The organism is Paracoccus sp. (in: a-proteobacteria), assembly GCF_030538495.1.
GTDB lineage: Bacteria > Pseudomonadota > Alphaproteobacteria > Rhodobacterales > Rhodobacteraceae > Paracoccus.
The window spans coordinates 1-17,831 of record NZ_JAUNTW010000008.1; the positions used below are offsets into that span (position 1 = coordinate 1).

At 63.1% G+C, this 17,831-nt stretch carries 16 protein-coding genes and 1 tRNA gene; 12 read left to right on the top strand and 5 right to left on the bottom strand.

Annotated features, from left to right (window positions below; all coding sequences use genetic code 11):
* The first annotated feature begins 105 nt into the window (after positions 1-105).
* Together Q4G20_RS08955 and Q4G20_RS08960 are read left to right on the top strand one after the other, a co-directional pair.
* A complete protein-coding gene (locus tag Q4G20_RS08955) occupies positions 106-2,478 on the top strand; it encodes a hypothetical protein (RefSeq protein ID WP_303343101.1) in 2,373 nt (790 codons plus the stop codon).
* Positions 2,475-4,640, top strand: coding sequence for a cellulase family glycosylhydrolase (locus tag Q4G20_RS08960; RefSeq protein ID WP_303343102.1), 2,166 nt, complete (start codon positions 2,475-2,477; stop codon positions 4,638-4,640). The genes Q4G20_RS08955 and Q4G20_RS08960 overlap by 4 nt, the downstream gene beginning before the upstream one ends.
* A 524-nt stretch (positions 4,641-5,164) precedes the next feature.
* Here Q4G20_RS08960 and Q4G20_RS08965 read toward each other — a convergent pair.
* A tRNA-Ser gene (locus tag Q4G20_RS08965) sits at positions 5,165-5,254 on the bottom strand.
* Positions 5,255-5,345: 91 nt separating this feature from the next.
* Positions 5,346-7,625 (bottom strand): NADP-dependent malic enzyme, encoded by a 2,280-nt coding sequence (locus Q4G20_RS08970; protein ID WP_303343249.1) that lies wholly within the window; start codon positions 7,623-7,625, stop codon positions 5,346-5,348.
* On the opposite strand from Q4G20_RS08970, the gene Q4G20_RS08975 reads away from it, so the two are divergent.
* The 6 genes from Q4G20_RS08975 to Q4G20_RS09000 all read left to right on the top strand — a co-directional run bounded on the left by Q4G20_RS08975 (position 7,575) and on the right by Q4G20_RS09000 (position 13,194).
* Positions 7,575-8,138, top strand: coding sequence for a cytidine deaminase (locus tag Q4G20_RS08975; protein WP_303343103.1), 564 nt, complete (start codon positions 7,575-7,577; stop codon positions 8,136-8,138). The two genes, Q4G20_RS08970 and Q4G20_RS08975, sit on opposite strands and share 51 nt — an antisense overlap.
* Positions 8,135-9,430: a thymidine phosphorylase gene (locus tag Q4G20_RS08980; protein ID WP_303343104.1), complete on the top strand. Its 1,296-nt coding sequence runs from the start codon at positions 8,135-8,137 to the stop codon at positions 9,428-9,430. Before Q4G20_RS08975 ends, Q4G20_RS08980 begins: the two co-directional genes overlap by 4 nt.
* 31 nt (positions 9,431-9,461) lie before the next feature.
* On the top strand, positions 9,462-10,640 hold the full coding sequence (locus tag Q4G20_RS08985; RefSeq protein WP_303343105.1) for a phosphopentomutase: 1,179 nt from the start codon (positions 9,462-9,464) through the stop codon (positions 10,638-10,640).
* Positions 10,637-11,596, top strand: a complete 960-nt coding sequence (locus tag Q4G20_RS08990; protein WP_303343106.1) for an adenosine deaminase — start codon at positions 10,637-10,639, stop codon at positions 11,594-11,596. Before Q4G20_RS08985 ends, Q4G20_RS08990 begins: the two co-directional genes overlap by 4 nt.
* Complete coding sequence (upp, locus tag Q4G20_RS08995) at positions 11,593-12,219, top strand: uracil phosphoribosyltransferase (protein ID WP_303343107.1); 627 nt, start codon at positions 11,593-11,595, stop codon at positions 12,217-12,219. The genes Q4G20_RS08990 and upp overlap by 4 nt, the downstream gene beginning before the upstream one ends.
* Before the next feature lie 69 nt (positions 12,220-12,288).
* Positions 12,289-13,194 carry an SPOR domain-containing protein gene (locus tag Q4G20_RS09000; RefSeq protein ID WP_303343108.1) on the top strand — a complete coding sequence of 302 codons (906 nt, stop codon included), beginning with the start codon at positions 12,289-12,291 and terminating at the stop codon, positions 13,192-13,194.
* Positions 13,195-13,201: 7 nt separating this feature from the next.
* Here Q4G20_RS09000 and Q4G20_RS09005 read toward each other — a convergent pair whose 3' ends face one another.
* The 3 genes from Q4G20_RS09005 to Q4G20_RS09015 are packed head-to-tail and all read right to left on the bottom strand — an operon-like array spanning position 13,202 to position 15,273.
* A complete protein-coding gene (locus tag Q4G20_RS09005) occupies positions 13,202-14,029 on the bottom strand; it encodes an alpha/beta fold hydrolase (protein WP_303343109.1) in 828 nt (275 codons plus the stop codon).
* Positions 14,030-14,086: 57 nt separating this feature from the next.
* The gene (locus tag Q4G20_RS09010; protein ID WP_303343110.1) at positions 14,087-14,656 is read right to left on the bottom strand and encodes a TIGR02281 family clan AA aspartic protease; all 570 of its coding nucleotides are present in this window, start codon (positions 14,654-14,656) and stop codon (positions 14,087-14,089) included.
* Positions 14,653-15,273, bottom strand: a complete 621-nt coding sequence (locus Q4G20_RS09015; protein WP_303343111.1) for a MarC family protein — start codon at positions 15,271-15,273, stop codon at positions 14,653-14,655. Before Q4G20_RS09015 ends, Q4G20_RS09010 begins: the two co-directional genes overlap by 4 nt.
* Positions 15,274-15,431: 158 nt before the next feature.
* On the opposite strand from Q4G20_RS09015, the gene tatA reads away from it, so the two are divergent.
* From tatA to Q4G20_RS09035, 4 genes are read left to right on the top strand one after another with little or no spacing between them, the layout of a single operon-like run.
* Complete coding sequence (gene tatA, locus Q4G20_RS09020; protein WP_303343112.1) at positions 15,432-15,683, top strand: twin-arginine translocase TatA/TatE family subunit; 252 nt, start codon at positions 15,432-15,434, stop codon at positions 15,681-15,683.
* An 18-nt stretch (positions 15,684-15,701) separates the two neighbouring features.
* Entirely contained in the window at positions 15,702-16,151 is a 450-nt protein-coding gene (gene tatB / locus Q4G20_RS09025) for a Sec-independent protein translocase protein TatB (protein ID WP_303343113.1), read from the top strand.
* A 1-nt stretch (position 16,152) separates the two neighbouring features.
* A complete protein-coding gene (tatC, locus tag Q4G20_RS09030; protein ID WP_303343114.1) occupies positions 16,153-16,995 on the top strand; it encodes a twin-arginine translocase subunit TatC in 843 nt (280 codons plus the stop codon).
* A complete protein-coding gene (locus tag Q4G20_RS09035; RefSeq protein WP_303343115.1) occupies positions 16,992-17,831 on the top strand; it encodes an ATP-binding protein in 840 nt (279 codons plus the stop codon). Before tatC ends, Q4G20_RS09035 begins: the two co-directional genes overlap by 4 nt.

Sequence of the window (17,831 nt, forward strand, 5' to 3'; positions counted from 1 at the left end):
CCCAACCTGCCACAGGCGGTTATCGCCGATGATGTCATCGGCAATTCTGGCGGGGACACCGTCCGCATCCCGGTCACGCGTCTGGCGGCGCAGGTGTCTGCACAGATGGGGCCGACCTATGAAGCCCGCGCGCAGCTTTATGCCGACCTGAATTGGCCCGCCGAGTCCGTCGGTTACGTTCGGGGTGACAGCACCGCGTCCCGCAACGGCGTCTATAAAAAAACCGGTGCTTCCGGTGGCGGGGCATGGAGCCGCGTTGGTGATCTGCCAACCGGTGCCGTCGAGCTGGCGCTGCTCGAAGCCGAAACGGCTGCCCGCAAAGCGGCGCTCGACGCGATTGACTGGCGCGCAACGCCGTTTTTTGTATCGCGTGACGCAGCGGTTGCGGCCAGTGCCGATTTGCCATCTTCGCTGTTTCATATTGTGAACCGCGAAGGCACCGCGCTGGTCTTTCGTCGTCGCAACTGGACGCAGAATGATCCGCTGTCATCCGTATCGCCACATTGGGGTGTAGTGCTGCGACTGGACGTTGCCGCGGAGGCAGAGGCACGGACAAACGATATGGCCAAAGAGACGGCCGAGCGTAAAAGTGCGATTGCCGCAGAGGTGAAAGCCCGGAAAAGCGCCATTGAGACAGAGACACAGGCGCGAAAAAACGAGATTGCGGCAGAAAAGACGGCGCGGGAAAACGAGATTGCGGCAGAAAAGACGGCACGACAATATGATGACGCCCTGGCCATCAATGCGCTGCGTGAAACTCAAATCCCTTTGACCAATATCGGCGGGACCGGCGATCTGATCACCGCCGATTTGGCAACTAGTTTTTTGACGGCAGGCATCACGTCGCTGCCAGCCAATGCACATATCACGTTTCGGGCCGCCGCAGCCAACACGGCCGCCAACCCAAAAATGACCATCGGGTCCACTTCCTTTAACATCCGCGGTGGGGCCGGTGCGACGTGGCCGGCGCAGGGGTTTGAAGCCGGTCGCGATTATGTTTTATCTCGCGCCGGCAACGTGCTGCGTGTTGTGGGTGGCGACGTGACGAGGGATGTTTTCGACGCCGCGCTGAAAGAGCTGACGCCCCAAAGTATAACCGTCTCGTCCGACAGCCCCGCGCGCGACCTGAACGCAAACAACTGGATCGCCACCCCATCATATTACAGCGGGTCTGATCTGCGGATCGGGAATGCGCCTGCCGGCTTGCCGCAGCCACTGACATTTGACGTCACCGTCGAGGCGAGCGCCTCGGGGATCGTTCAGACATGGCGCGCCCCGTCCCAGACATTCGAACGACGGTGTGTGGATGGGGTTTGGTCGAGCTGGTCCGAAATTGGTCGGGGCAGCGATATCCGCGAATTGCAGCTGTCCAAAGCTGCGCAGAGCGATCTGGTTGCTGCCGGTCTGACGATTGGCCAGCTGATGGCGGCGACCGAAACGCTGCGCCAAAATACCCGGTATGTGCTGACGCAGACCGGGCCGAATCTGCCAGAGCGTCCGCCAGTCGATGTCTGGCCGATGGCTGAGTGGGTCACATGGGACGATCCCAGCGCGATGATGGGACCGGATGACGTGCGTTTTGTGCTGCCCTATCCGGGCGAACCTGACGCCCCCGACCCAGCGTCATGGAGCGTCTATAACGCCCGTGACGGCCAAAGCCTCGCCATTGTCATCCACGAGGTTGAAAACCAGACCCCGCCTGTGACCGGCATTGATCGACTGATCGGGCCGACCGAAACAGCGCGGCCGGTCGCGCTGTCTGACAGCAAGCCCGGAACATATATCGTCGGCGGGCTGAGCGCGGGCCTGCATCCTGTTAATATTCGCTATCGTAATTTCGTTGGGGCTGGTTTGGAAAGCCTGCCCAAAGCCGCAACCGTCGATGCCGCCAACATTTTGGTGAACCTGAACGGGCCGGGCAATATCCCCGCGATCCGCCCGGATCATTGGGTTAACATTCTGGACGTGCCCAATGCTCGCGGTTTTACCTGTGACGCGGCTGGTGTCGCCCGCCCGTCCCATACCAACCAGATGTATCGCTTTGCCTATCGCGATTATTTCAAAACGAACCAAATGGCCCGCATGACCATCGAAAGTCTGGATGACCGCGCGCATTCAGGCGGCCTTGATGGCATCGGACTGGGCGTGAATTTCAACCCCCAAACGCGGGCCGTCATTTATGCGCTGTTCCGCCGGGATGGCGTCCGGCTGTTTTACCGCCCACCGGTCGGCGCGGCCCAGTTGTTGGCTGAACATAATCAAACATGGTCCTATCCATTCATGCCTGAAATCAAGCGGGTGGGTGACATGGTGACGGTTGGGGTCCGTTTGCAGACCGTTCTTGAGCATCAGCTGTCCCCTGACCATCCAGCCGCCGCGCTGTCCGATGGCTACCCCGAGGTCTATGCATTTGTGACCAGTGGCGGCGCCGTTTCGAACACGCGGTTTCGCGACCTTGTTCTGGGGCATGCGCGATGATCGACCCCACCCTGAACGCCGAATCCATGGCCTATACGGGGCCAGCCGCTGTCCCGCTGCACATGATCGGCCCGCAAATCTGGGGTGTGCCCAATGATGAACAGCAGGCCCGGATTGATGCGGGCGAAGTGCTGGAGAACATGTGGCATGGAGAAATGCAGCAGGTGTTCTGGGGTATGTATGACAGCCCGGTCCCGTTCTGCCGGGGGATGCGCAACGCGTTCCCCAAGTTGCGCATTATCCGTGTGCCCTTCAACCAGCATTATTGGACCCGCGATGCGCACGGCAAATTGCACATGCACCCGACAATGGAGGCGTTTTTCGACGAATGCGCCGCCACCCGGTCGAACTGGCAGATATGCTGGGATTTTCACGATGGCCCGACCCAGATCATGCAAGAGAGATCGCGTCACGCCCAATGGCCGGACAGCTATCCTATCCTGATCGAGAATTTCGATGACTGGCACGCCTCGTCCATTCTGCTGGGGGCGCGGCAGGTGGCCGCGTGGGAAATGCTGTTTGAATGGCTTAACGACCGACCCTCTTTGCAGCGCCAGACCATCGGTTATGAGCTGATGAACGAACCGGCGGCCTATGACCATGGCCTGAAAATGTTCCGGGGCAGCGGTCCCGCCCCCAATGGCGGGACATGGGAACAGTATTTCGTTGGCCGCTTTCTGGATCATAACGAGGCCATCGTTCGGGTGATCGACCGCCATGATCCGGGCAAGTTCATCCTGGCACCAACTTGGGCCTATAACGGACAGGCGCAGATTTTGAATGACACGATCCTGCCGTCCGGGCGCAGTGGTCTGGACGAATTCCGCCACGTCATCGGCGACCGGCTGATCTGGTCGATCCATTTTTATGTGGGCTTTGATGCGCAGGTCGCGACGCAGGCCGCGCATGATCGCGCCTTGGTCACCCGCTGGGGCAGTCTGGGCCGCGATCCGGTCTGCGTCACCGAAATGAACGTGTTCGGCGAGGTTCACAACCCCGCGCGCCAAGGCCAGTCTTACCGGCATTTTTTCCGCCACCGGCATACAAAATGGCTGACGGCGGATGTGGCGGGATGGCCGGGAAAGCAGGCATGGGGGCTGTCATGGTGGCCGGGCGTGAACTGGGCGCAGGCATCAGCGATCCGCATTGCGCTCGGGACTGATCAGCCGGTGTTGCAGCGCAGATTTTCAACCGCGGCCGCCATCCATCACTGGTCGCTTGGGAACCATCCACATTGGTTTGACGGCGCGCAATCGGGGCGCAAGGGGTGGCAGGCGCACACAATTCGGCCCAATAACAGCATGGACCCGGCGCATTTCGAACCGGATGGCTGGCACCTGCTGGCGCGCATGAACATCCCCAATCGCTATGTGGCAAAAGATCTGGCTGGCTGGATGATATCCTATGGCGGCTCCGGCACGACCCTGCATGATTGCCGCGACTACGACGGCGATTATACGCTTCAGGTCGAGGGTGGAGACGGCAAAACCATCATCCACGCCCAGAACAACCGGACCTATCAATACAACCACTTCCACCTCGGCGAAGGCGGCGGCGTGGTGCGTCTTGGTCATGGTTCGCATGTTGTGATGTCCAAGGGCGGCAAGGCCGTCATCTACACATATGCCTCCGATTTGGACGCCCCACCAGATACTGCCCTAGAGGAGTTCGGCTATGTCAAAAATCGTGGCCACGCGGTCATCGCGATCCCCTATGGCTGGCACAACCGGATCATCGTCGATCCGACCGCAGTTGTGCAGCTTTATGGCTTTGATCCGAGCAAAGGCGATGCGCTGTCATTCAAAGGCGCGTTTCAGTCGGCCATAGAATTGCGCGCATCAATGCAGGTGGTTGACAATCAGGCGGCGATCAAGGGGCGTGATATTGTGATCGACTTACCCGACGGCGGCCGGCTGCTGATGGTCGACAGCGGCCATCTGGCCAACCGGCTGCACAATCATGTGCTGGATTTTACCGATGGCTGGTATGGCCAAGGCTGGACTGAGCCAGCCGACTATCACGAGGACGAATTTACCAACCCGATCCCCATCCTCCCGCCCCAGATCGGAAGCGCGGATGAAACGCCGTGGGTCAATCGAAACGGGGTGCCGCTGACACTGGTCGACCGAAGCGGTCGCGCGGTTACATCAAGGGCTGCGTAAAAGGGGCGTTAAAACGCGCTTTGCACAAAAAACGCCGTGCTGCAAAAATCCGTGTCAAACTGTGCAAAAATCCGTGTCACGCTACACTGGCCGAGCGTCACGCAAAGAACGCAAAGTATCTGGTGAACTGAAAACAGGGCGCTGTGGGCGCAATGGCGGTGCGCGGCAGCCGTGGGGGCAGTGTCGGCGTTTGCAGGCAATGGCGATCCGATCACGCAGAACAGGCGCGGCGTGATCCGGGTGCCAGCACCCTGTTATACGGCTGATGATGGCGGACAGGACGGTGCGCAAGCCAAGGTCGCATACACACCCGTTCTGCACGGCATTTTAGGCTAATTCTGCACGGCATTTTAGGCTAACCCTAAGAATCACTTAGACACCTGCGCCGCCACAACGCAAAGCCCCAACGCCTTGGCTTTCTTTATGCTTGCTCTGCGCGGTTAAGCTGCCCTGATGTATGGGGCAGTCGCTGTGCAAGATCACAGCGCGATCTGCAAATCATTGAAGTTATTTGGAAAATAAAATGGCGGAGACGAAGGGATTCGAACCCTCGAGACGGTTTCCCGCCTACTCCCTTAGCAGGGGAGCGCCTTCGACCACTCGGCCACATCTCCGCCGGTGGGTATATGGACCAATCACCGGCGGCACAAGGGGGGCGTCATAAAAAAGTCGGCTTTTGGGGCGGGCGCGGTCGCCCGCCGCCGGTCAGCTGTAATGCGCGACGGGGGTTCCGGCCAGCACGCTCATATTCAGCAGGCCGCGGGCGGTGATGGCGGGGGTGACGATGTGGGCTTTGTTGCCCATGCCCATCAGGATCGGCCCGACCTCTAACCCGCCGGCGCGCATTTTCAGCACGTTGCGAACGGCGGATGCGGTGTCGGTGCTGGGGAACACCAGCACATTCGCCGCGCCCGACAGACGCGAACCGGGGAACACGCGTTCGCGCAAACCCGCATCCAGTGCCGCATCAACATGCATTTCGCCGTCATACATAAAGTCAGCCTCGGCCGCGTCCAAGAGACGCATGGCGTCGCGCATTTTGCGGCCCGTATAGCTGTCCAGATTGCCGAATTGCGAATGACTGCACAGCGCGATTTTCGGCGTCAGGCCAAAGCGGCGGACATGGCGCGCGGCGCCGATCACGGTTTCCGCGACCTGATCGGGCGTCGGGTCGTTGTGGCATTGCGTGTCGGCGATGAACAGCGGGCCGTCTTCAAGGATGACCATGGACAGCGCGCCCACCGGATGCAGCCCGTCGCGGGCCAAAATCTCGCGCACATAGCGCAGATGCCATGAATATTGACCAAAGGTGCCGCAGATCAGGCTGTCGGCTTCGCCCCGGTGAACCATGATGCCCGCAATGGCGGTCGTATTGGTGCGCATGATGGCGCGGGCGATGTCGGGGGTGACGCCGCGCCGGGCCATCAAACCGTGATAGGTTTCCCAGTAATCGCGATAACGCGGGTCGTTTTCCGGGTTCACGATCTGGAAATCTTTTTCCGGGCGGATGGGCAGGCCCGCGCGTTCGCAGCGATCCGCGATGACCTGAGGGCGACCGATCAGAATGGGAATATCGGTCGTTTCCTCGATCATGGCATTGGCGGCGCGCAGGACGCGTTCGTCTTCGCCCTCGGCAAAGGCGATGCGGCGGCTGACGGTCGCGGCGGCCTCGAATACGGGGCGCATGATCATGGCGGATTTAAAGACCGAGCCGTCCAGTTGCTGCTTATACGCTTCGAGATCCGCGATCGGGCGGGTGGCCACGCCGGTTTCCATGGCGGCGCGCGCCACGGCGGAACTGACGACGCCGACCAGACGCGGATCAAAGGGTTTCGGGATCAGATATTCCGGGCCAAAGGTCAGGGTTTCGCCGCGATAGGCGGCTGCGGCCTCGGCGGCCGTGGTCGCGCGGGCGAGGGCGGCGATGCCTTCGATACAGGCCAGTTCCATCTGGTCGTTGATCGTGGTGGCCCCAACGTCAAGCGCGCCGCGGAAGATAAACGGGAAACACAGCACGTTGTTGACTTGGTTCGGGAAATCGCTGCGGCCCGTGGCGATGATCGCATCGGGGGCGACGCTGCGCACCAGATCGGGCAGAATTTCCGGCGTCGGATTGGCAAGGGCAAAGACAATCGGGCGCGGTGCCATGTTCGCCACCATCTCGGGCGTCAGCACGCCCGGACCCGACAGGCCCAGAAACAAATCCGCGCCGCCGATCACGTCGCTCAGCGTCCGCAGATCGCTGGCCTGCGCATAGGCGGCCTTTTGCGGGGTCATGTCCAGTTCGCGGCCCTGATAGACCAGCCCGTGAATGTCGCACAGCCAGACATTTTCGCGTTTGACGCCCAGCTTCAGCAGCATATCCAAACAGGCGATCCCCGCCGCGCCGCCGCCGGTGGATACGACCTTGACGTCGGAAAACGCCTTGCCCGCGACATGCAGCGCGTTCGTCGCCGCCGCGCCAACCACAATCGCGGTGCCGTGCTGATCGTCGTGGAACACCGGAATGTTCATTCGTTCGCGGCACAGCTTTTCCACGATAAAACAATCGGGTGCCTTAATATCTTCCAGATTGATTGCGCCAAAGGTGGGTTCCAGGGCGCACACAATATCGGCCAGCTTGTGCGGGTCGGGTTCGTTCACCTCGATGTCGAAACAGTCGATATTGGCGAATTTTTTGAACAGAACGGCCTTGCCCTCCATCACGGGTTTGGACGCGGCGGCACCGATATTGCCCAGCCCCAGAACCGCGGTGCCGTTGCTGACCACGGCCACCAGATTGCCCCGGCTGGTATAGCGCGCGGCGGTCGCGGGGTCGGCCTTGATTTCCAGACAGGCTTCGGCCACGCCGGGGGAATAGGCGCGGGCCAGATCGCGGCCATTGGCCAGCGGTTTCGTGGCGCGGATTTCCAGCTTACCCGGACGGGGGAATTCGTGGTAATCCAGTGCGGCTTGGCGGGCGTTGTCCTGTCGGCGTTCTTCCATCATGTCCCCCTGCGGTTCGGTGGTTCACGGTTAAACCATCCATCTGAAAAAACAAAGGGACGCCTTGCGCGTCGGGGCGTGTCGCGCAAAACTGTGACACATCAGAAAGGATGTGCCATGTCATTACTGGATGCCGCCCGTCAGGTGCGCGAAGCCGCTTATGCCCCGTATTCCCGGTTTAAGGTGGGTGCGGCGGTGCGTGGCGCATCAGGCCGGATTTACGCGGGCTGCAATGTCGAAAACGTGGCCTATCCCGAAGGCACCTGCGCCGAGGCCGGGGCCATTGCCGCCATGGTCGCCGCCGGTGAAACCCAGCTGATCGAGGTTGCGGTGATCGCCGACGCTCCGTCGCCCGTGCCGCCTTGTGGCGGGTGCCGTCAGAAACTGGCTGAATTTGGGCGCGGCGATACGCCGGTGCTGATGGCGACGGTGGACGGCGCGACGACGCCGACGACGATTGGCGAATTGCTGCCCGGCCGGTTCGACCCCGCTCATATGGAGCGCGCGGAATGACCGACGCGCGCAGCATCATCGCCGCCATTCGCGACGGGCGCGGGCTGAACGCAACCGACGCCGCGTGGTTCGCGCGCGGGCTGGCCGATGGCGCGGTCGATGACGCGCAGGCGGGGGCCTTTGCCATGGCGGTGCTGCTGCGTGGGATCGGCGCGGATGGCCGGGTGGCGCTGACGCAGGCGATGCGGGATTCGGGATCGGTGCTGTCTTGGGACATGCCGGGGCCGATTGTGGACAAACATTCGACCGGAGGGGTGGGCGACAGCGTGTCGCTGATCCTTGCGCCCGCATTGGCGGCCTGCGGGGCTTATGTCCCGATGATTTCGGGGCGCGGTTTGGGCCATACCGGCGGCACGCTGGATAAGATGGAGGCGATCCCCGGCTATAACGCCCTGATTGATAAGCCGGATTTGGACCGCGCGCTGACACGGGCGGGCTGTGCAATTGTCGGCGCGACGGGCGACATCGCGCCTGCGGATCGGCGGCTGTATGGTATCCGCGACGTGACGGCGACGGTCGAAAGCATCGACCTGATTACGCCGTCGATCCTGTCCAAGAAACTGGCGGCGGGGCTGGGCGCGCTGATTCTGGATGTGAAATTCGGGTCGGGTGCGTTCATGACCGACCGGGCGCAGGCGCAGGATTTGGCGCGCGCTTTGGTCCAGACGGCGAACGGGGCCGGGTGCCGCACGGCGGCGCTGCTCACCGATATGAACAGCCCGCTGGCCCGCACCGCCGGCAACGCGATCGAAGTGGCCGAGGTCATTGCCCTGCTGCGTGACCCCGACGACAGCCCTCTGATTCAGGTCACCGTGGCACTGGGGGCGCAGGCGCTGATGCTGGCGGGGCTGGCGGCGGATGCGGCGGACGGCGCGGCGCAAATCCGCGCGGCGATTGATACGGGCGCTGCGGCGGATCGGTTCGGGCGCATGGTCGCCACGCTGGGCGGGCCTGCGGATGTGCTGACCGATGCGGGGTTGACGATTGCACCCGCCGTGGATGGTCCGCCCGTGACGGGCTGGGTCGCGGCGATTGACACGCGCGCGGTTGGCGAATTGGTTGTGCGGATGGGCGGCGGTCGGCTGCGCGTGACGGACCTTGTGGATCACAGCGTCGGCCTGTCGGGGCTGGCGCGGGTGGGCGATCATCTGGACGCGCGCGCCGTGGGGCAGGTGCATCTGGCCGATGCTGACCGCGCCCGCGACGTGGCGCGGCAGTTGACGCAATGTTACACGATCAGCCCCGACCCTTTGACACCCGCGCCGCTGGTCTTTGACCATATCGGCGGTTAACATCCGCGACCGCACAACTGTTGAGGCCACAATGACCCGCGCATTTCTGATCGTCATGGATTCCGTTGGCATCGGCGGCGCGCCGGACGCGGATCAGTTCTTTAACGATGGCCGCCCCGATACCGGCGCGAACACGCTGGCCCATATCGTCGCTGCGCGCCCGTTAACCATGCCGCATCTGGCGGGTTTGGGGCTGGGGGCGGCGGTGCGGCTGGCCTCGGGCCGTGAAGCGCCGGGGCTGATGGCGGAACCCACCGGGTTGTGGGGTGCCGCCACGGAAATATCGCGCGGCAAGGATACCCCGTCAGGGCATTGGGAAATCGCGGGCGTGCCGGTGCCGTGGGATTGGCATTATTTCCCCGACACTCGGCCCGCCTTTCCCGACACCGTGACCGCGCGGATTTGCGAATTGGCCGGAACGGACGGGATTCTGGCCAATTGCCACGCGTCAGGAACGCAGGTGATTGACGAATACGGGGCCGAGCATCTGCGCACAGGCTGGCCGATTTGTTACACTTCGGCCGACAGCGTGCTGCAAATCGCCGCGCATGAAGGCGCCTTTGGGCTGGACCGGCTGATTGCGTTGTGCCGCGATCTGGCTCCGATGCTGCATGATATGCGCGTGGGCCGGGTGATTGCGCGCCCGTTCGTCGGAGAACCCGGCGCGTTCACCCGCACGCCGCATCGCCGCGATTTCGCCATTGCGCCGCCCGCCGATACCCTTCTGGACATCGCGCAACAGGCGGGGCGCGTCACCCATGCCATTGGCAAGATTGGCGATATTTTCAGCCACCGAGGCATCGCTCATCTGCACAAAGGCGCGAATGACGCCGATCTGGCCGACCATCTGATCCGGCTGGCGCAGGACGCCGAACCCGGCAGCCTGACCTTTGCCAACTTTGTGGAGTTTGATTCCGTCTATGGCCACCGGCGCGATATTCCGGGCTATGCCGCGCAACTGGAATGGTTCGACACCGTGGCGGGCCGGTTCATGGCGGCGCTGCGCCCCGGCGATCTGGCGATTTTCACCGCCGATCACGGCAATGACCCCAGTTGGACCGGAACCGACCACACCCGCGAACGGGTGCCGGTTCTGGGCTGGGGCGTGGGCGCGCGGGCGATTGGTCAGGTGAGCTTTGCCGATATTGGCGCGTCTGTTGCGGCGCATCTGGGCTTGCCCTCTACGCATCGGGGGGTGTCGTTTCTGTGAAAAAGGCCGAACTGCATCTGCATCTGGAGGGCGCGGCCCCGCCCGCCTTTATCCGAGGCCTTGCGCGGGAAAAGCACGTTGATCTGTCAGGGATTTTTGATGATCTCGGGCATTACAGCTATGCCGATTTCCCCGGCTTCCTGCGCGTGTATGAGGCCGCAACATCCGTCATCCAAACCCCGCGCGATTACGCCCGGCTGGTGGAAACCGTGCTGGACCATTGCGCCGAACATGGGGTGATTTACGCGGAATTGTTCGTGTCGCCGGAATTTTGCGGCGGCGCTGATCTGGGCGCGTGGCGCGATTATCTGGCCGCGATGACGGACACCGCCGCCGCCTTGCGCGCGCAGGGCATCGACAGCCGGGGGATCGTCACGGCCATTCGCCACTTTGGCCCCGACCGGGCGCGCGCATCGGCCATCTGCGCGGCAGAAACCGCAGGCGATTGGATCACCGGATTCGGCATGGGCGGGGATGAACGCGTGGGGCTTGCCACCGATTTCGCATGGTCGTTCGACTGCGCGCGCGAAGCCGGTCTGGGTCTGACCTGCCACGCGGGCGAATGGTGCGGCCCAGACAGCGTGCGGCAGGCATTAGAGTTAGGCTGCACCCGCATCGGCCACGGCATCGGCGCGGCGGATGACCCCGCATTGATGCGCGAATTGGCGGACCGAGGCACCGTGTTAGAGGTCTGCCCCGGTTCCAACATCGCCCTGCGCGCGGTCGCTGACTGGGCCAATCACCCGATCGCGCGGCTGGCCGATGCGGGCGTGCGCGTGACCGTATCGACCGACGACCCGCCCTTTTTCCACACCACGATGACGCAGGAATATGACCGGCTGGCGGATGTGTTCGGCTGGGGTGACGCCGAATTTCGGCAGATCAACCAATGGGCTGCCGAGGCCGCATTCTGCGACCCCGCCACCCGCGACCGGTTACGAAAGGAACTCGCATGACCCTGACCGTTGTTCACCATCCTTTGGTTCAGCACAAACTGACCATTATGCGGCAAAAAGACGTGTCTACGGCCGGTTTTCGCCGCCTTTTGCGCGAAATCAGCCTGCTTTTGGCGTATGAGGTGACGCGCGAACTGGAACTGACCACGACCCGGATCGAAACCCCGATCTGCACCATGGACGCCCCGACGTTAGAGGGCAAAAAGCTGGCCCTGATTTCCATTCTGCGCGCCGGGAACGGGCTCTTGGACGGTATTCTGGAACTGATCCCCAGTGCGCGTGTGGGCTTTGTCGGGATGTATCGCGACCCGGACACCCTGCAACCCGTTGAATATTATTGCAAAGTCCCGCGCGAACTGGATGCGCGGATGACGATTGTTGTGGATCCGATGCTGGCGACCGGCAATTCAGCCGTCGCGGCGGTTGATTTGCTGAAAAAACAGGGCGCGAAAAACCTGCGTTTCCTGTGCCTCTTGGCCGCCCCCGAAGGCGTGGAACGGATGCAACAGGCGCACGCGGATGTGCCGATTTTCACCGCCGCATTGGACGAAAAACTGAACGATCACGGCTATATCGTCCCCGGTCTGGGCGATGCGGGCGACCGGATGTTCGGCACAAAATAGGCGCGCGTTAACCGGCGGTTCAGCTTTTGCCCCTATGACGGGGGAAAGGGTGCGAATCGGATGGTGCGGATGCGGTTTTTCGGAATCTTGGCGGGGTTATGGGCGATGATGGCGGCGGTTTGGGCCGCTCCGCCCGATGATTTCGCGGGGGCGCAGTATATTGACGCTGCGGGCTGTGTGATGCTGCGCGACGGCGACGGCTGGACCGCGCGGCGCGATCGCAGCGGCGCGCCGGTCTGTGGATTTCCGCCCAGTTTTGTTGACGCTCCGGTCGCGACCATGTCGCCGCAAGATGCGGTGATGGAACAGTTGTCGGCGGGTCTGCGTCAGGGCGAATGGCAGGCCGACCCCCGCGCCCCGGCCGAGATCGCGGACGGCCCGCGCCCCGACGGCACCCTGAACGCGCAACAGCAATTGGCGCAAATGGCCGTGGCGCAGCGTGCGGTTGAACAGGCGTTGTCGGCGCCGGTGCCGGGGTCCGATGTGTGCGCGCGGCTGGGCTATCGGGTCGAACCGGGGGCGCAGCCGTTGCTGACGGGCGATGTGACGCAGGGGCTGTGCCCGGGGATGCGCGCGCCTTTGCCGCAGCCTCGGACGGTGGCGGGGCAGGGGGCAGAGACGCCCAAACCCGCGCCGGTTGTGGCCGCCAAACCCGCGCCGCCCCGCGCGAAACCCGCCGCCCAGCCGCCGCGCCCCGTGCGTGTTGCCGCCGCCCCAACCGCGCAGCCGGGGCCCGAGATGATCCCCGCATCCGCACGCTATGTTCAGGTGGGGGTGTATCAGGACGCGGGCAACGCGCAGGTGGTCATCCGCAGCCTGTCATCGCTGGGCTATCCCGTGGCCCAGGGGCGGACGCCCGGCGGCGATGCGCCCGCGCGCGTCGTCATGGCGGGGCCATTCGCGGATCGTCAGGCGCTGATTGCGGCGCTGAACCGGCTGCGCGGCAATGGCTGGCCGAATGCCGTGGCGCGGTGATGCCGCGTCAGAGCCGCGCCACAGCGTCCAGCCATGCGCGGATCGCGGCCAGCGATTCGGCTTCGTCCAGCCAGGGGATATGCGCCCGTCCCGGCACCGCTGCCACGATCAGGTCAGGGCGGATCTGGTGCATCTGATCGACGGTGTCCGCGCTCAGCAGATCGGAATTTACGCCTCGGATCACGGCCACCGGCAGATCGCCGGTCGCCCGCCACAGCGCCCAGCCGTCCTGGTCGATCAACTTAAACGCGTCGACAAAGCTATCCCGCAGCGCCGGGTCGTAATTGTTGGCCAGCCCCTGCGGGGTGGCGTGAAAATGGCGATGCGCGTCGGTCAGCCAGCGTCCGGGCGGCACATCGCTGAATCCTTGCACCAGTTCGGGCATCAGATCGGCAACGGCCTGATAGGATGGCAGCGTCGGATTGCGCCCGATGTAATGAAAAATCCGGTCCAGCCCCGCGCGGTCAATCACCGGCCCGATATCGTTCAGGCACAGCCCCGACAGCCGGTCATGCGCCGCCTGCGCCAGCCACATACCGACCAGCCCGCCGCGCGAGGTCCCCAGCACGGCCACCCGGTCCAGCCCCAGATGATCCAGCAATTCCAATGCGTCACGGCCTTCCTGCGGGATGGTATAGGTCGCGGCGCCGGTCCAGTCCGACTGCCCGCGCCCGCGATAATCCATGCGGATCAGGCGGCAATCGGGCAGATGCGGGGCGACATAATCGAAATCGGCCATGTTCCGCGTCAGCCCGGCCAGACACAGAACCGGGATGCCGCGCCCCTCGTCCGAATAGGCCAGTTTTGTGCCGTCGCTGGTGGTGAAAAAGGGCATATCATCCTCCGGGTTTTGGGCAGGATGCACCGAGGGCGCGCGCGGCGCAAGCCGTTGTCAGCGTTCCAGAATCAGCCGGTCGGATTCGAAACTGACGCGGGCAAAGCGGCGCAGATAGGACATCCCCAAAAGCGACCCGTCCATATCGCCGCCAATCACCACGGCGCGCACATTGCGGTCCACAATGTCACCGATGGCAAATTCGCGGATGGTGACGTTTGCCGTTGGCACCTGTCCATTCGCGGTCATCGCGATGCCGGTATAGGCCAGCGTGTCGGGGTCAATGCCGATGCGGCGCGCGTCGCGTTGGCCCAAGGCGACGGTGGTTGCGCCCGTGTCCACCATCAACCGAACCGTAGTGCCGTTCAGCGCCGCGTCCACATGGAAATGACCGCCGCGACCGATGGGAACCTCGATCCGGCCGCCGTCCAGCACCTGCTGGCGGGGGGCGTTCTGTTCCATCCACCAATCGGCGCCCCAGGCCAGCCCTGCGAAAATGACCACCCACAGCACCAGTTGCCGGATCATCTGACCGCCGCGCCCTGCCAGTTCAAACAGCATCGCGCCGCCGATCACGATCAGCAGCAGGACATAGAAAATCAGGCGGCCCCAGTCATCTTCGATCATCCGATCAGGCCCGATCCTTTGATGCCGTCAATCACGAACTGCACCGACAGCGCCGCCAGCAGCATCCCCAAAAGGCGCGTGACCACCATGGTTCCCGTCCGGCCCAAGGCGCGCGCCAAGGGCGTGGCCAGCATGAAAAACACCATTGCAATCGCCAGCACCGACAGCATCACCAGATGCACCATGACGATATGGCCGACGCCTTGACCTTCGCCCACCAGCAGGATCATGGATGCAAGCGCCCCCGGTCCCGCAATCAGCGGCATGGCCAGCGGAAAGACCGACGGGTCATTTGCGGGCGGGGCGCTGTCGGCCTGACCTTCGCGGCGTTCGGTGCGGCGTTCAAACAGCATATCCAATGCGGTCAGAAACAGCAGCATCCCCCCGGCGATTCGGAACGCCGACAGCGAAATGCCGACCGCGTTCAGCAGCGTGTCGCCCACCAGCCCGAACAGCGTCAGCAGCACCGCCGCCACGAACAGCGCGCGCATCGCCACCCGCCGCCGGTCCTGCGCCGACATGCCCGGCGTCAGAGCGACGAAAATCGGCGACAGCCCGATCGGGTCGATAATCACGAATAACGTGACAAAAGTTGTGATATACAGCGTCAGATCCATATCACCTTATTGCCCGTTGCCGGCCGTCTGCCAAGGGGCGACAGCGCGGTGATGGTCACGCTTTGGTCATGGGGGCGGTGTCAAATCGCTTTGCAATCCGGCGGGTAAGGGCCTAAGTATTTGTCGCGGGCAAAAACGCCCGCTGACGGAGGTAACTCATGCTGAACAATATTGGCCTGCCGGGCCTCTTGCTGATCGCCGTGGTCGTTCTGGTGCTGTTCGGGCGCGGTAAAGTGTCGTCGCTGATGGGCGAAGTCGGTAAGGGAATCACCGCCTTCAAACGCGGCATGAAGGACGGTCAGGACGAAATCGAACGCGACGCCAAGGCGCCGCTGCCGGGTGAAACCGCGCATGACGTGACGCCGCATCAGCCGGTCGATCCGGCCGGGCGTCCCAACGACCGCGTTTAATTCCGAAAGGCGCGCCCCATGCTGGATATCGGCTGGTCCGAGCTGTTACTGATCGCCATTGTCGCGCTGATCGTGGTTGGCCCCAAGGATTTGCCGCATTTGTTCCGCGCCTTGGGTCGGATCATGGCGCGGGTGCGCAGCATGGCGCGCGAATTCAGCACCGCCATGGAGGACGCGGCCAAGGATACCGGGCTGGATCAGGCGGCGGGATCGCTGCGTGACCTTAAAGATGTGGCGTCGAAGAAATCGCTGGGGCTGGATGCCTTGGATAAGGCCGCGGATCGGTTCGAAAAATGGGACCCGACCAAACCCAATCCGACCCGCCGCGCCCAGCCCGACCCGGCGGCGGATGCCGCGCCTGCGGTTGCATCGCCCGCAGCGGCCCCTGCGGCGGATGCCCAACCGGCCCCGACCAAATCGCCGCGCCGCCTGCGTGCCGTGCGCCGGTCTGATATGAAAGACGATTGAATTGTCTGCGAAATCTGACGACATCGACGACACGTCGGCCCCGCTGATCGAACATCTGGCGGAGTTGCGCACGCGCATTATCTGGTCGCTCTTGGCCTTCGTCGCGGCCATGGTGCTGTGTTTCACGGTGTGGAAGCCGGTCTATAATTTCCTCACCGTGCCGATTTGTTCGGCCTTGGATGCGCGGGGGCAGAACTGTTATTTGCAGATCATCAAGCTGCAAGAGGGGTTCTTTACCGCCATCAATATCAGCTTTTTCGGCGGTTTCGTTCTGGCCTTTCCGATTATCGGTTATCAGCTGTGGCGGTTTGTGGCGCCGGGGCTGTATCGGTCGGAAAAGGCGGCGTTTTTGCCGTTTTTGGTGGCCTCGCCCGTGATGTTTCTGATCGGGGCCAGCTTTGCCTATTACGTCATTTTGCCGATGGCCTATGATTTCTTTCTGGGCTTTCAGCAGGCGCCGGTGGTGGCGACGGCGGCGGAAATCACGACGACCGGCAATGTCGCGGGTATCGCCTTTCAGGGGTCGATGCAGGAATATCTGAACCTGACGATCAAATTCCTGCTGGCCTTTGGGCTAAGCTTTCAGTTGCCGGTTCTGCTGACCCTGATGGGCAAGGCGGGGCTGGTTTCGGCCGAGGGGCTGGGCGCGGTGCGGCGTTACGCGATTGTGGGGATTTTGGTGCTGGCCGCGATTGCGACGCCGCCGGATGTCGTGTCGCAGATCGTGCTGTTTGCGGTGATTTACGGGCTGTATGAAATCAGCATCCAGATCGTCGCCCGCATCGAAAAACGCCGCGATGCCGAACTGCGCGCCCAAGGTCTGACGCCCGAGGATGAGGCGTGACCGACCCCCTGATCCGCATTGCCGACGCCTTGGACCGGCTGGCCCCGCCGCCCGTTCCCGCGCCGGATTTTGGCGGCGCGGACGCCTTTGTCTGGCATCCCGACCCCGACCGGCTGGAGCCTGTCGCCCGCGTCAACCGCGTGGATTTGGTGCAACTGATCGGGATTGACCGCGCGCGCGATACCTTGCTGGCCAATACGCTGCAATTCGCGCAGGGCTTTGGCGCGAATAACGCGCTGTTGTGGGGCGCGCGGGGGATGGGGAAATCGTCGCTGGTCAAGGCGGTTCATGCGCAGGCGGTTGCGCAGGGCTTGCCGCTGGTGCTGGTCGAAATTGCGCGCGATGATCTGTCATCGGTGGGGCGTCTGCTGGCGATTTTGGGCGCGGCGCGGGATCGGCGCTTTGTGCTGTTCGCCGATGATCTGTCGTTCAGCCATGACGACGCGCAATATAAATCGCTCAAGGCGGTGCTGGATGGCGGCATTGCGGGGCGACCGGAAAATGTGGTTCTTTACGCTACGTCAAACCGGCGTCACCTGATGCCGCGCGACATGATCGACAACGAACGCGCAACCGCCATCCATCCCGGCGAAGCGGTCGAGGAAAAGGTGTCCCTGTCCGACCGTTTCGGTCTGTGGCTGGGATTCCATCCTTGTTCGCAGGACGACTATCTTGCGATGATTGACGGCTATTGCGCGGCCTATGGGCTGGCCGTTGATCCGGCGGATTTACGCGCGCAGGCGATTGAATGGCAGGCGACGCGGGGCGCGCGGTCGGGGCGCGTGGCGTGGCAGTTTTTCACCGATCTGGCGGGGCGGCATGGCGTCCGTGTGTAA